Here is a 12,896-nt window from a genome sequence, read left to right as displayed (position 1 = left end):
ACGAACCCGGCGACACCACCCCCCAGGTCATGCCTTCGACAGAGGGGACACAGTCATACCGAGCCCGGAGGCCAGCGGCCCCATTGCAGGACCGCGAAAAACATAACGGGGGAGGAGGACGGTGGATGAGCAAGCCGGTAGTGGAGCTGGTCAGCGGCGCGGCGCAGAGCGCCGGCGGCCGGCTGGACGCACTGGCGGTGGCGCAGGTGGCCACCACAGCGCCGACGGGGTGATCGTGCGGTGCAACCGGCAGGAGCTGCTGGGCCACCCTTCGCGGCAGGTGGTGGGCCGGCCCATCGCCGACACTCCTCCCCGGCGCGACCGCAGCCGTTCAAAAGCCTGCCGAGCCACCGCCGGTGAAGCCCCCGCCCGGCCCGCGCCCGCCGCGGTCACCCGACTTCCATAGCAGCACGCCCACCACCACGATGACGCCGGCGAAGGCGGCCATCATGAGAACGAACCCCACCACCATGGTGATCAGCAAGTCCATGTCAGCCGCCCCGTCCTGTCCGCCTGAAGGGGCGAAGCCAGTGCACCAAGCCCGGTTCGTCCGGCGTAGGGATCCGGGATTGCGAGGTCGTCCACCTGCAGTTGGGCATGGCCCCTGCAACGGACACAGCAGGAAGGCAGCGCCTCATACCGAGGCTGTAGCCATGCACGTCGAGCGCGAGGGGCGCCGGACGGCGATGCCCCCGGAGCAACAGCGCTGCTCGAGGGCGGCCAGCGACGGGCCGGCCGCCCTCTGGCCTGCGCCCGATGGTCAACCCAGGGGTGGACGACGCCAAAGGAGGCCGGACTTACCCTGCGGGGATGCACGAAGGCAGAGGGCGGTTGCATGTCGATCCGCTCGTGATCGATACAGCGTTGGCATGCGTCCTGGCGGCCGTGACCATCATCTACGCCCGCCAGGGATACGCCGCCCGGTATCAGCGGGAGGGCTGGCCGCCCTTCGGCCTCCTGGCCTGCGCGCTCAGCCTGGCGGTGAACCTCCCGCTCTCCCTGCGCCGGCGCGCGCCGCGGACGGCGTTCACCGTCTCCACCACCGCCTTCCTTATCTATACGGCGGCCGGGTTCCAGCCGTCGGTGAATCTGTGGGCGCCGCTGCTGGCCTGCTACACGGTGCTGGTGCGCCATCCGGTACGCCAGGCGGCATGGGCGGCGGCCGTGACCGCGGCGGCCTGGCTGGCCAGCGGTCTCGCGGCTCTTCTCTCGCCGGAGCTGGCGATCGCGCAGTCCCTGCTGGCGGTCGGCATCGTGTGGGCCTTCGCCCACGGCAGCCGGCAGCTGGCCGAACGCAACAGCCAGCTCGCTGACCTGACCGCTCAGCTGCGCCGGGAGCAGGAGCTGCGCGCGCGGCATGCGATCACGGAGGAACGGCTGCGGATCGCCCGGGAACTGCACGATGTCGTCGCCCACCACCTGTCCGCGCTCGCGGTCCAGGCGGGCTTGGCCGACTTCGTGTTCACCTCCGACCCAGCCGCCGCACGCGAGGCGGTCGTCTCGATCGGCGCGAGCAGCCGGCAGGCCCTGGAGGAGATGCGGGGCCTTCTCGGCGTCCTGCGCGCCGGCACCGACGGCGGCGGTGAGGGCGAGCAGCTGTACCAGTCCTCCCCGGGCCTGGAGCGCCTGCATGACCTGATAGAGCGCACCCGCGCGGCCGGACTCGAGGTCACCGCGGCTGTGTCGGGCCGACGGCGGCCGCTGCCGGCGGGGGTCGAGTTGTGCGCCTACCGGATCGTGCAAGAGGCGTTGACCAACACCGTCAAGCACGCCGGGCCCGGCACGCGGGTCGAGGTGCGCCTGGCGTTCGAGGCCGACCGGCTTGTGGGCCAGGTGAGCGACGAGGGCGGCAGTATCGAGCCACCGGCCCTGCCGTCGAACGGGCTCGGTTTGCCTGGCATGCGGGAGCGGGCGACACTCTACGGCGGGTCACTGCGGGCCGGTCCCCGAGCCGAGGGAGGGTTCGAGGTCCTCTTCACCCTCCCGCTGGCCCCGGAGGACAGCGGGGGCGGATAGCAGCCCCCTTGGGCGAGCGGGGGAACCGGCGGCGATGACACGCCTGTTGATCGTGGACGATCAGATACTCATCCGTGCCGGACTCGCGGCCCTGGCCGCCGCCGCGCCCGGCTTCGAGGTGGTCGGACAGGCCGCCACGGGCGAAGAAGCGATCGAACTCGCCGCCGACGTGCGCCCGGACGTCATCCTGATGGACATCCGCCTGCCCGGCATGAGCGGCATCACCGCCCTGGAGTACATCCTCGGCCAGGCCGCCGAGCCCAAACCGAAGATCGTCATGCTGACCGTGTTCGACCTCGACGAGTACGTCTACGCCGCCCTCAGGGCAGGCGCCAGCGGCTTCCTCCTCAAAGACACCCCGCCCGAGCGCCTCCTGGCCGCGCTCGCTCTGATCGCCGACGGCGAGATGCTGTTCGCCCCCACCGTCACCCGCCGGCTCGTCGAGACCTTCGCCCACCAGCCGACGACCGTGCGCGAGCAGCCGGCTTCCCTCAAGGACCTGACCGAACGCGAGACGGAGGTCCTGCACCTGGTCGGGCAGGGCCTGTCCAACGAGCAGATCGCCCAGCGCCTCGTGGTCACCATCGCCACCGTCAAGACCCACCTCAACCGCGTAATGGCCAAACTGGGCCTGCAAAGCCGCGCCCAGGCCGTAGTCGTCGCCTACGAGAGCGGTCTAGTCTCGCCCGGGCAGGGCGGTGCGCAGCGGCCCCGGCCGTGACGCTGCTGCTTGCCTTTGCGGCCGGTTCACTTGATCAGGCGGAAGCCGGGCTGGGCGGCCCAGGCCCGCAGGAAGCCGGCCGAGCCGTAGGCCATGGGAGGCTCGGTCGTGGTCGCGATCACGCCCTCGAGGCGTGCAATGCTCGGCGCCTGCCCGTACCGCAGCTCGGCCCAGGCGACCCCTTCGCCCATAACCTCGAGGATGGCGGCGGTCAGCAGGGCGGTGGCGGTGTGATCGACCGCGTCGTTGAACATCGCGGAAACCGTGACCGAGTGGCTCGGGGCGAAGCTGATGAGACCGGCCACATCCCTCTCGTCATCGTCCGCACCGAGGACTGAGCCCTTGACGTTGACCAGGAACGGTCGGGGCCCTTCGCTGCCGTCGATACCGAGTACCCCGCCAGGGATGCTCACGTCGAAGGAATCGTCCCCCGTGTCCTCGCAGCGCGACGCGGAGTCCCGCAGGAACCGGCGAAGCCGTGACAGCGTGGCCTGCGACGGGGCGCGGGCAGTTCGATCACCAGCACCGGCCCCGTCATGAGCCGGACCGTACCGACGACGCGTTCGCATCCCCCATGGTGCCTCCGTGTTCACAGGTTGCGAATCTCGAACGTCGCGCGGGCTTTGTCGAAGAGGTCCTGAGCCTTCTGCGCGGCGGTCTTGTCGTCGGGAACATCGACCGACAGTGTGAGCCGTTCCTGCCCGGAGGTCACCACGATCAGCGTCTTCTGCAACCTGCGCTGAGCGCCCGTGTCGTTCTGGTTGTACGTCTCGGTGATGATGGCCGCGTCCCTGCCCTGATGGGTGGCGGACTCCACCTTGGCGATGCGGGGCGACCCGCCCTGCGGGGGAGTCTCGCGTTCGTGCTCGCCCTTCCACCGGTCGGCTATCCCGCGAGGGGTCTCGGTGACCTTCTCCTTCCTGTCCACCCAGATCCACACGTCCCCCTTGGCAGGCCGGTACGACGTGCCCCGGTACGGGCCGCTCTCGTTGTCCAGATCGTCGTGGGTCTGGATGGTCCAGTCGGCCGGGGCCGCAACGCTGAGCTTCATCCGGTACTCGTCGTAGCGCCTCCAGCCATCCGGTACCTCGTCACCGGACAGGGCCAGCACGAGGGTGAGGACGAGCACCGTGACGGCGGCGACGGCGCCGGTGGCCATGCCCGCACGGCTGCGCAGCCAGCGCCGCACCGCGCCGGCGGCCGATGCCTCTTCCGGCGAGACCGGGGCCGACATGGTGGGCACGTAGGCCGCGGAGGGCGCGGGGACGGCCGGCACGGTGAGGGCGTGAAGCATCGGCCGGGCGCCCTGGGCGGTGAGGCGGCCGTCCGGTTCCTTGCGGAGCAGGCCGTGCAGCAGCGCGGTGAGCTCGCCGGCCTGCTGGGGCGGGGGCAGCTCGGCGAGGAGGATCGCCTGCAGGGTGGAGGGGGTGGTCTGCCGGCGGAAGGGGGAGACGCCTTCGACGGCCTGGTACAGCATCACGCCCAGGGACCACAGGTCGGACTCGGGGCCGGGACGGCGGCCCAGGACCCGCTCCGGGGCGATGTACTCCGGCGATCCGATGAAGCCGCCGGTCTCCGTCAGCTTCTGCTCGCCCTCGACCTGCGCGATGCCGAAGTCGGTCAGGACCACCCGGTCGTGGCGGCCCAGCATCACGTTCCCGGGCTTCACATCGCGGTGCAGGACCCCAGCTTCGTGCGCCGCGGTGAGCGCTCCGAGCACGGCCAGCCCGATGCGGGCGGCCTCCTGTGGGGCCAGGGTCCCTTCTTCCAGGGCTTCGGCCAGCGAGCGGCCGCGCAGCAGCTCCATGACGATCCACGGTCGGCCGTCCTCGCTGACCACGTCGTAGATCGCGACCACCGACGGGTGGTCGATCCGGGCGGCGGCGCGGGCCTCGCGTTCCATGCGCAGGTAGGCGGTCCGGCGCTCCGCCGGGGTGAAGTTCTCCGGTACGCGCGGTTCCTTGACGGCTACGTCCCGGTCGACCACCTCGTCGCGGGCCCGCCACACGGTGCCCATGCCTCCGGCGCCGAGGCGTTCCAGCAGCCGGTAGCGGCCGCCGACCAGACGGCCGGCACCCACCTGGGCGGCCCCGCCGCCAACCGCCGGCGAGGCGGCCGGCCCGGCGGCTCGACCCGGCGGCGGTTGCGGTGTCCCGGCTGGGACCGGGCCGGCCGGTGAGCCGTTACGCGGTTGCGGTGACCGGGACACGGGCGCCGGCGGCTGAAGCTCGTAGGAAGTCTGGTCGTCGCCCACGTGATCCCCCGTCGTTGAACCGGCCGCATGCGGGCCCAGCGTGCAGTCGACACCGCCGCGTGAAGCGGCAGCGTTCAACGAGCACCCGGCCCTCGGGCGCCGCGCGCACGCCTGCTCCGCGGCCTGCCGGAGCCACCGTAGTCCGCGCAGCCCGGCCGACCGTCCCCTCCCGGGTGGATCTTCCTGTGCAACCAGCACAGCAGAAGGCGGCCATCTCCACCCCAGGGTTGATGTCGCCCCAGCCGAGCCCCGGTTCACCAGCGAGCCAAGGGGGTGGACCGAAATCCAGGGAGCGTGACCCTCTTGTGCTCTGGCATGCTGGCGTCGGTCCAACAGCTTCGAAAGGGACGATGCCGCGTAGACGTCCCCTCCCAAGTCCGCGCCCATCAGCGGCACCTGAGGCGTCAGCCATCAGGCGCCTGTGCCGGGGTTGCCGCGTGGTTCCGGCGCGCTGGCCGCGGCGGTGGCCCGCCTGGAACACGAGCGACTGTGGCCCGGGGCGATAGCCCAGGCGCTGCTGCAGTGGTCGAAAACCGCCCACCGTCCCAGCCGTGCGCTCTCCGGCGGCTGTGGCTGCCCGCTGTGCGCCCCCTCCCACGCCACGGATGAGCGGACGGTGCTGGAGGAGGCGCTCCACGCCCTGCCGCCGAAGGCGGCGCGGGAACTGCGGTGCCTGGTGGAACCTCTCGACGCCGTGTACCTCGCCCGGACGTGGCCCGATCCGTTCGCCTCACCCGACGACGGCTGGTGGGCGAGGCGCCGCTGCGGATAACCGCCGTTGCCGTGCCGGACGGCCTGCGTCGTGGCCAACTCAGCAGCCCGCAAGGGCGGGTCAGCGGTCGGGCGGGAAGCTGCGCGCGGCCAGGCCGAAGGCGAGACCGCCGAGCAGGAACCAGGGATTCCACAGCAGCAGCGTCCACGTCCGCTGCTCTGGGCTCACCTGCAACCCAGCAGTGTCCGTCAGCAGCAGCGCTTCCACGAGCAGGCCGCGCAGCACCAGCGTCGCGCAGACGCACCAGCCCAGGGCCCTGATCACCCGGCCGTCCACGCCCCGCGCCCAGCCCCCGCCAGACGCCACCCCAGGCCGGCACCGGCCAGGCACAGCAAGCCCACGCCCCACAGGCCCACCGCCACGAACCAGCCGGGGCGCTCGTGGGCCAGCGGCCCCGCCGAGACATCCAGGGCCCAGTCACCTCCCAGCGCCCAGTAGAAGTACAGCGCGGCGAAGGCAAGAGCCCAGACGACCGCGCTTCGCCCCCACACCCTCGAACTTCCCCGCGGACGTTCACCCATGGGCAGGAGCATGACATGGTGATGCGGTGAAGCACCGGTGTGCCGACGCGCTCGCGGCGGCACCGTGCGGGGCATCTTCGGCCGCCGACCGCGGCGCCGCCGCCCAGACCAGCGGTGGAGACGCTCGGTCTTCGGCTCAGCAACTCCAGAAGTCGTCGCGTTCTTCGAGGACGCGCACGTCGCCCAGCGTGGGCTTCCACGCCCCCGTACGGCCCCGGGCCGGGATCGAGTGCCGCAGCGGTCGTACGTCCGCGAACTCCCACAGCGACCCGTCGCCGGCGGCGGAGCGGCAGCCCACCAGGCGGCCCACGGCGAAGATCAGCCCGTAATGGCGCGGCCGCGCCCGCGTCCGTGCCGCCCTGGCCGCCGACAGCACGGAACCCCTCGTGCTCGTCGCGATCGACAAGCTCGCCGGTGAAGGATTCGACCAACCACGCCTGGATTTCTGTTCCGCGCCGCCGACGCGTCCAGTCCCTGCTGCGTCCCGAGCCAATCGGCCGCCGGGTGCCGGTTGCACCCGCACTGTTCCATCAGGGACCGCGAGAACTTGGGCTCCCTTGCCCGTTTCTCCCGCATGTCGCGACGGGCTGCAGAGACATCGAAGTGTGTGGCGTGGGGTCGTGCCGTAGCCTCCTGGGCTTGTGAACAGCAGCTTCCTCCGGCAGCCGGAACTGTCCGCCGACGCGTTCCTCCGTGCCCTCCGCGCCCGTCTGCCCCACGAGCCCGTGGAGCGGGCCGTCATGCCCGGTGACGTCGAGGTGATCGGGGTGTCCGTGGCGCGCCGGGAGGTGTTCGCCGTGTGGGATGAGTGGCGCAGGAGGCACGGGGAGACCGGCTGGTGGCCGTACGTCACGCTGCAGTCGCCGGACGGCCTGGCCCGGTGCCGTCGGCAAGAGGACGTCGGCGAGGTGGTGGAGGGCTGGGTGGCCGAAGTGGCGTGTCAGGACCACGACGCCCGTGCGGCGTCCGTCGTGGTGTCGAGCTTCCGGTGGTCGATGGACTGCGCCGCTGGCGACGAGGAGGATCAGGAAGGCTGGCGCGACGACTACGACCCGGACCGGCTCGCATCGCAGTTGGCGCCTGCGCGGGCCCAGCCGCTGCCGGGGGTGTCGCGCTGGGGAACCGGTGACCGGGACTCCTTCTGGGGGCAGAGCCGGCGGTGGATCAACTTTGTGCCCGTCAGAGGCGGTTATGAGGTACCTGTGGTCCTGCCCCACCTCTACGGGACAGGCAATTGGTTCGGCTACGGCGGCCGTGTCCTCACCCCCGCCGACGATGCTGCCCTGCTCCGCCGCTGGCACGAGCAGTGGGGCGCCGAGCTCTTCCTCGCCCAGGGCCCCTATCTGGAACTGGTCGTTGACAGACCACCCCTGGACCCTCGCGACGCCGCGCGAGCCACATCGGAGTTGCAGGGCTACTGCACCGACACGGTGCAGCACCCCCAGCACGACGGCGACACCTGGGTCCGGTCGACGGTGTGGTCGCTCTGGTGGGACTGAGTCCCCGGCTAGCGATCCCTGCGCTGGGCGCACATCCCGAGCCTGCTCGGCTTGGGGAGACGGGGCCGGGGCCCTTCCACTGTGCACCCCCGGTCCTACGGGTTCCGTCGGCCGCGTCGCCCGCCTTGGGCAAACCGTCGAGGTCACTGGTTTCGGCGGCGGCCGCCGGGGTCGGCAATCGCGACGAATGAGGGCGAGGCCGAGGGGGAGCAGGAGCAGCATGGGGCCTGGCATGCCGCGGGTTAGGGACCGGTGGGGGTGGGTGGGGTGGGTGGTCCGTAGAAGATGTTCAGGGCGTTCTGGAGGTCGTGGAGGGCTGCTTCGGCGTCGTGGAGTTCGTCGGTGGTGGGGGTGTGGCCGCGGCGGATGAGGGGGGCGAGGGTGGTGGCGCATCCTCCGGCGAGGTGTCCGAGGGGGCTGTGGGCGCGGGCGCCGATGAGCGCGAGGGCGCAGACGGCGTCGCGGAGGCGTTCGATGCGTGCCTGCGGTGTTGCCCCCAGGGGGCAGGGGGCGAGTTGGTGGAGGAGGGTGTGTGCCTGGCGGCGTTCCTCGTCGGTTGGCACGGCGACCTCGACGGCGGCGCGTTTCATGATCACACGGCAGGTGTGGCGGATGCCCGGGGTGGCGGCGGTGTTCACGGCGTGCGCGGAGCGGGGGTCCGGCACGCCGGGGTGGGAGGTGGTGAAGAGCATGGCGGGGGGCGCCGTTTCCACGGTTGGGAGCCCATTACGGTCGGCTTTTCCGCAGTGGCGCGGGAACGGAGTCCGTCATGCGCACGCGTGGGTGGTGCGCAGCCGAGTAAGACCTCCCGTACCGTCCTGCAGCCACACGCTACGTGACCTCGTGGTGGCGCGGGGTCCCTCACCAGACCAGGCTGGTCGTACCTCCAGTGTGCCCCCGATCGGACCGCCGACACGGGAGCGCAGGGGATACGGCCTGCAAGGGCCGGCGGCGGGTGAGGTGGCGAGGTCGGCACGGCCGGACGGTGTGCCCGGCCTGTAGGCCTGCGACGGCCGGGGCGCTGCCAGGCGGGGGGTGCGGTGGTCAGGTGTGGATGCGGTTGTTGGTGCCGTCGTGGTGGTCGGCGGTGGGGTCGTCGAACCAGTGGTCGCCGGCGGCGAGGTAGCGGAAGGAGTGGCTGCCGTGCGCGGGCAGGCTGACGCTGGCTGCGCGCGTGCCGTCGCCGCGGGGTTCTAGGGGGTGCGCGGCGGGGTTCCAGTGGTTGAAATCGCCGACCACGCTCACGGGTCCGGCGGGGTCGTCCTCGGGAAGGACGAAGGTGATCTTGGTGCGGCCTTTGACCGTCTTGCGTTCGATCACGTCAGCTCCGATTCGGTAGTACGGCGAGGTCGTCCTGTGGGCGGACGGTGCCGGGCGTGCAGCGTCTGGCCCGTCGCGCGCCCGGCGGGTGCCCCCGGGCCAGACGTGGGCGGGTGGCCCGGGTCTGGTGCCGGGTGGTCCTGCGTGGTGACGTTCCGGCCGGTTCACGGTGGCACGCCGAGGGGGCGTTGTCGCGGGTGGGCGTGGTGGTGGCGCCTGGATGGGTGTGCGGGGTTGGGCCGGGTGGCGGGAGCTGGTTGAGCGTTCAGCCAAAGGGCCGTGTGGCGCAGGGTGCCGGGCGGGGATACGTTCGCGGCGTCCCAGTGGTTCGGTGCCGGGCGCGCCGGGCGCGCCGGGCGCGCCGGGCGCGCCGGGAGCGAAGGGGTTTGCGTGCACGAGGTGACGGTCCGCACGGATGCCGGCGGGGTGCGGGTGGTGGTGTGTGCGGGGGAGTTCGACGTGGACGCGGTCGCCGGCTTGTCGGCGGCCTGCGCGGAAGCGGCTGTCTCGAACGGTGCCCTGGCGGTGGATGTCACGGCTGTCGAGTTTGCCGACTCGGCGTTTTTGAACGTGTTGATCACCTGGCGCCGTAAGGGCTCGCTGACCTTGCTGGGGCCGTTGCCCTACCAGCTGCACCGGCTGTTGGACGTGACGGGAAGCCTGCCGTTGTTCGACGTCCGCACCGCATCCTGACAGGCGGGGGACGGCTTCCGTCGTAGCGGCAGGCGAGGCTCGCGGCGCTACCGAGATCAGGCTGCACCGGCTTCCTTGGTGACGGTGACGCCGGCGAGATGGGCCGGCCGGCTGCTGTACACCGCGGCTGGCTGCGACGGAGCCCGGACGCCCGGGGAGCCGGGGGCGGCTCGGTGCATCGACAAACCCAACGGCCAGGGTGCTGAAACGTCACGCTCCGGCCGGTGGCTCACGCCGGCGCACCAGGGTGACCGTGAGCTCCAGGGCCTTGAGCGCCGGTGCGTGGGGAGGTTGGTTGGTGTCAACGGCTTGGTATGGAGTGGCTGCCGGTCTGGAGTGGCCCCGATGTGAAGGGGGCGGTGTCAGTCATCGCTGGGCGTCCAAGCAGCTGGGTGATCTCGTCGGCCGTGGTGCCCACGCTGGAGATCGCAAAGTAGACGTACTGGGTCAACAACACCCGCGGAGACCACCGACGCATCCGCACGACCGCCTCCTCAGGGCTGTTTCTCGGATCAGGTTCGGAGCCAGATGAGGATGGCTGCGAGGGTGACGGTGTGTCCGGCCGGACCGGCTGACCGCGGACAAGGCCTACACCTCCCGCGCCAACCGGCGCGTCCGATCCTGGGCGCGCGTACCCGCTCCAGGACTGCAGGCAGCTGGGGTCCGTCACCGCGGTGACCAACCGTCAGCAGCAGTGCCGGCGGGCGACACCGGCCGTCTGCCACCCGATGGATCTTGGTGGCGAGACCGCCCCGGGAACGACCTGAGCATTCGCCGGATCGACCACCTCCACCAGGCGGCCGATCAACGACCGCACGGCCGGATCCCGACGAACTGCCGCCTTCGCCTCCCCCTTTTCCGAGGCGGGAGGCCGCGGGGCCTGCCTCGCGCCCGCCGCGTGCTGGTGGGCACGCACGGACGTCGAGTCGATGGCCGCGTTCCACTCGACCCTGCCGGCGGCCTCCTCCTCCGCCTGCAACCGGGTGAGCAGCCGCTGCCAGGTACCGTCCGCCGACCAGCGGCGATGCTGCTTGTAGACGGTCAGCCACGGCCCGTAACGCTCAGGGAGACCCCTCATTCGTCAGATCACCCGCCCCATCCCCCCCAGCCTGAACCCCCAACAGCAATCACCGCAGGAGATCCGGGAAACAGCGCTTAGTAGTGCTTGGTCGCGGGCGCGGTGTCACACGCTCCACGGCTCCAGGACACTCCACGTGCCTTCGACCGCCTCGAAAACCAACTCCGAGCCTTCGAAGACTTCCTGCACGTTCCCCGGTCGAAGGCTGCCGAAGCGCTCAGCGCACAGGTCGACCTGCATCAGCCCGTCGAACCGGGTGAACTGCGGGGGATCGTAGAGGACCCACGCAGGGTAGCCCTGACTCTCGTCGATCCGAAATCGCTTCACGTCAACCAGGTCCAGGCACACCGGCTCCCACCGCAGGGCCTCGTCCACCACCCGAACGTCGATCACAAGTCTGACGGCCCGCCCCCGCGCTTTCCGTCCGAACTCCTGGTCAAGGATTACCCGGCGGACACAGGAGTCACCGAACTCGTAGCGTGCCAGCAGTGCTGCGATCCCGTCATCGGTCAACGCGTACGGTCCAAGCCTTCGAGACGGTACCGGTGCTCTGAGATCCACTCTGCTCCCTTGTCGAGGTGACCATGGTAGGAGAAACACCCAACCGAGACGACGCGGCAGACCGCGAACCGTCAGCGCGCTGCCACAGCTCAACTTCCGCCGTAGGTCCGGGGTGAGATCGTTTCCCGCACGGCCGACACAGAGGAAGCAGAATCCGACGTTGAGCATGCCGTCATCGCTTGATATCGACTGGCAGTCGTCGGCTTCGGCGAGTCAAGCCAACGGGACGTCGTCCGCCGAGCCAGTCCCTCCTGACCGAGGCGATCGAGCAAGCCGGCGTTGGCGAGTTCGACGGCAGCGAGTACGGAGGAGGCGAGATGCTCCTCTACGCCTACGATGGACGAAGATGCACTCTTCGCTGTCATCGCGCCCATCCTGAACGACTGGGTCTGGTGCAGGTTCTGGTGGCAGGTTTGGTTACGCGGCGTGGAGGTCCGGTGTGGTCATGACGGTCTCGTATGCGACGGGGGCGAGGCGGCCGAGTGCGGCTTGTCGGCGGCGTCGGTGGTGGGTCCGTCCGGTCCAATTCACGATGGCGATTCGTAGTTCCTCTCGGGTGGTCCGGCGTCGGCGGTCGAGGACGTTCTTCTGCAGCAGGCTGAAGAAGGACTCCATGGCCGCGTTGTCGCCGGCCGCCCCGACTCTCTCTATGGACCCGGCCATCCGGTGGCGTTCGAGTGCCCCGGACGAATTTTCCTGATCGAAATTGCGAGCCGCGATCGGTGTGCAGGATGCATCCGTCGACGTGTTCGCGCCGGGCACGGCGTTGTTCAGGGCTGCCACGGCCGGGCGGGACTTCATCCGCGCGTCAATGGAGTGGTCCACGATCCTGTTGCTCAAGACATCCTTGATCGCGCAGAGGTAGAGCTTGCCGTCGCCGGTGGCGTGTTCGGTGATGTCGGCGAGCCGGAGTCGGTTCGGGCCGACCGCGGTGAAGTTGCGACGGACGAGATCGTCGTGGACCGGCGGCCGGCCTCGGCACGGCGGCCGCGTTTCTTGCCGAACACGCTCGACCAGCGGTTGTCCCGGCAGATCCGCCACGCGGTCCGGTCCGCCATCGACGCCCCGGCATCACCCGCGCCATCCAGCGCCCCGAACTGGACAAGGCCGTCGCCTTCTCCAGCGAATTGCGCGCCTCCGGGGTTCGCGTCACCCTCGTCGTGCACGAGCACGAGCGGCTCGGCCGCGGCATCGAACTTGCGGCCCTGGCTGAGGAACTGAAGGCGGGCGACGTCGGCCTGGAGTTCCTCACCGGTGAACTCCAGGGCTCGCACGACCCCTCCGGCACCGTGCTGGCCGCCCTGTCCGGCATGGACCAAGTACATCCGCGACCGAACCCTGGCAGGCCACGAATCCGCCCGCAAGCGCGGCAAGACCATCGGCGGAGCGGGCGTCACCGACGACCACATGCTTTCCATGGCCCACCACAGTAGGAAATTGGCTGCCCTCCACCTCCGGGGA

Annotated in this window: 14 protein-coding genes and 2 pseudogenes; 6 read left to right on the top strand and 10 right to left on the bottom strand. The window is 70.7% G+C overall.

Translation table 11 applies throughout. The annotated features are described in order from the left end of the window. Positions 1–331 precede the first annotated feature (331 nt). Positions 332–490 carry a hypothetical protein gene (locus ACZ407_RS30550; RefSeq protein ID WP_468133939.1) on the bottom strand — a complete coding sequence of 53 codons (159 nt, stop codon included), beginning with the start codon at positions 488–490 and terminating at the stop codon, positions 332–334. Positions 491–810: 320 nt separating this feature from the next. Between ACZ407_RS30550 and ACZ407_RS30545 the strand changes: the two genes are divergently transcribed. Both ACZ407_RS30545 and ACZ407_RS30540 read left to right on the top strand, forming a co-directional pair. After that, entirely contained in the window at positions 811–2,016 is a 1,206-nt protein-coding gene (locus tag ACZ407_RS30545) for a sensor histidine kinase (RefSeq protein ID WP_468133937.1), read from the top strand. A gap of 34 nt (positions 2,017–2,050) precedes the next feature. Then, positions 2,051–2,737, top strand: coding sequence for a response regulator (locus ACZ407_RS30540; RefSeq protein WP_468133935.1), 687 nt, complete (start codon positions 2,051–2,053; stop codon positions 2,735–2,737). Positions 2,738–2,763: 26 nt separating this feature from the next. Here ACZ407_RS30540 and ACZ407_RS30535 read toward each other — a convergent pair whose 3' ends face one another. Next, on the bottom strand, positions 2,764–3,306 hold the full coding sequence (locus ACZ407_RS30535) for a DUF6368 family protein (RefSeq protein ID WP_468133947.1): 543 nt from the start codon (positions 3,304–3,306) through the stop codon (positions 2,764–2,766). Positions 3,307–3,326: 20 nt separating this feature from the next. Next, positions 3,327–4,817, bottom strand: a complete 1,491-nt coding sequence (locus ACZ407_RS30530; protein ID WP_468133933.1) for a serine/threonine-protein kinase — start codon at positions 4,815–4,817, stop codon at positions 3,327–3,329. Between the two features lie 604 nt (positions 4,818–5,421). Between ACZ407_RS30530 and ACZ407_RS30525 the strand changes: the two genes are divergently transcribed. Further along, positions 5,422–5,763 carry a hypothetical protein gene (locus ACZ407_RS30525; protein WP_468133931.1) on the top strand — a complete coding sequence of 114 codons (342 nt, stop codon included), beginning with the start codon at positions 5,422–5,424 and terminating at the stop codon, positions 5,761–5,763. A gap of 60 nt (positions 5,764–5,823) precedes the next feature. Here the strand turns inward: ACZ407_RS30525 and ACZ407_RS30520 are convergent. Then, positions 5,824–6,284: pseudogene (locus tag ACZ407_RS30520) on the bottom strand (DUF3995 domain-containing protein). Between the two features lie 136 nt (positions 6,285–6,420). Beyond that, positions 6,421–6,690, bottom strand: a complete 270-nt coding sequence (locus ACZ407_RS30515) for a hypothetical protein (protein WP_468133929.1) — start codon at positions 6,688–6,690, stop codon at positions 6,421–6,423. Positions 6,691–6,925: 235 nt separating this feature from the next. Between ACZ407_RS30515 and ACZ407_RS30510 the strand changes: the two genes are divergently transcribed. Further along, complete coding sequence (locus tag ACZ407_RS30510; RefSeq protein ID WP_468133928.1) at positions 6,926–7,783, top strand: DUF4253 domain-containing protein; 858 nt, start codon at positions 6,926–6,928, stop codon at positions 7,781–7,783. Between the two features lie 242 nt (positions 7,784–8,025). Here ACZ407_RS30510 and ACZ407_RS30505 read toward each other — a convergent pair whose 3' ends face one another. Together ACZ407_RS30505 and ACZ407_RS30500 are read right to left on the bottom strand one after the other, a co-directional pair. Beyond that, complete coding sequence (locus tag ACZ407_RS30505) at positions 8,026–8,496, bottom strand: hypothetical protein (protein WP_468133926.1); 471 nt, start codon at positions 8,494–8,496, stop codon at positions 8,026–8,028. Between the two features lie 331 nt (positions 8,497–8,827). Then, complete coding sequence (locus tag ACZ407_RS30500; RefSeq protein WP_468133924.1) at positions 8,828–9,103, bottom strand: isoamylase early set domain-containing protein; 276 nt, start codon at positions 9,101–9,103, stop codon at positions 8,828–8,830. A gap of 390 nt (positions 9,104–9,493) precedes the next feature. Here ACZ407_RS30500 and ACZ407_RS30495 point away from each other — a divergent pair, with 390 nt between their 5' ends. After that, positions 9,494–9,796, top strand: a complete 303-nt coding sequence (locus ACZ407_RS30495; RefSeq protein WP_468133922.1) for an STAS domain-containing protein — start codon at positions 9,494–9,496, stop codon at positions 9,794–9,796. A 685-nt stretch (positions 9,797–10,481) separates the two neighbouring features. Here ACZ407_RS30495 and ACZ407_RS30490 read toward each other — a convergent pair. The 3 genes and pseudogenes from ACZ407_RS30490 to ACZ407_RS30480 all read right to left on the bottom strand — a co-directional run. Continuing rightward, a complete protein-coding gene (locus ACZ407_RS30490) occupies positions 10,482–10,874 on the bottom strand; it encodes a transposase (protein ID WP_468133920.1) in 393 nt (130 codons plus the stop codon). A gap of 105 nt (positions 10,875–10,979) precedes the next feature. Next, complete coding sequence (locus ACZ407_RS30485) at positions 10,980–11,435, bottom strand: hypothetical protein (RefSeq protein WP_468133918.1); 456 nt, start codon at positions 11,433–11,435, stop codon at positions 10,980–10,982. 417 nt (positions 11,436–11,852) lie between these two features. Then, positions 11,853–12,502 (bottom strand): annotated as a pseudogene (locus ACZ407_RS30480) (IS3 family transposase); the annotation flags it as partial. Positions 12,503–12,562: 60 nt separating this feature from the next. Here ACZ407_RS30480 and ACZ407_RS30475 point away from each other — a divergent pair. Further along, the gene (locus tag ACZ407_RS30475) at positions 12,563–12,868 is read left to right on the top strand and encodes a hypothetical protein (RefSeq protein ID WP_468133916.1); all 306 of its coding nucleotides are present in this window, start codon (positions 12,563–12,565) and stop codon (positions 12,866–12,868) included. Positions 12,869–12,896 lie beyond the last annotated feature (28 nt).

It is taken from the genome of Streptomyces sp. NPDC030809 (assembly GCF_055572195.1).
This window is presented reverse-complemented; position numbering and strand designations above follow the sequence as displayed.

What these genes read in the sequence shown, in the direction of transcription:
- ACZ407_RS30490 (WP_468133920.1), bottom strand. Translation starts at nt 10,874, where the DNA reads ATGAGGGGTCTCCCTGAGCGTTACGGGCCGTGGCTGACCGTCTACAAG.
- ACZ407_RS30535 (WP_468133947.1), bottom strand. Translation starts at nt 3,306, where the DNA reads ATGCGAACGCGTCGTCGGTACGGTCCGGCTCATGACGGGGCCGGTGCT.
- ACZ407_RS30540 (WP_468133935.1), top strand. Translation starts at nt 2,051, where the DNA reads ATGACACGCCTGTTGATCGTGGACGATCAGATACTCATCCGTGCCGGA.
- ACZ407_RS30545 (WP_468133937.1), top strand. Translation starts at nt 811, where the DNA reads ATGCACGAAGGCAGAGGGCGGTTGCATGTCGATCCGCTCGTGATCGAT.
- ACZ407_RS30550 (WP_468133939.1), bottom strand. Translation starts at nt 490, where the DNA reads ATGGACTTGCTGATCACCATGGTGGTGGGGTTCGTTCTCATGATGGCC.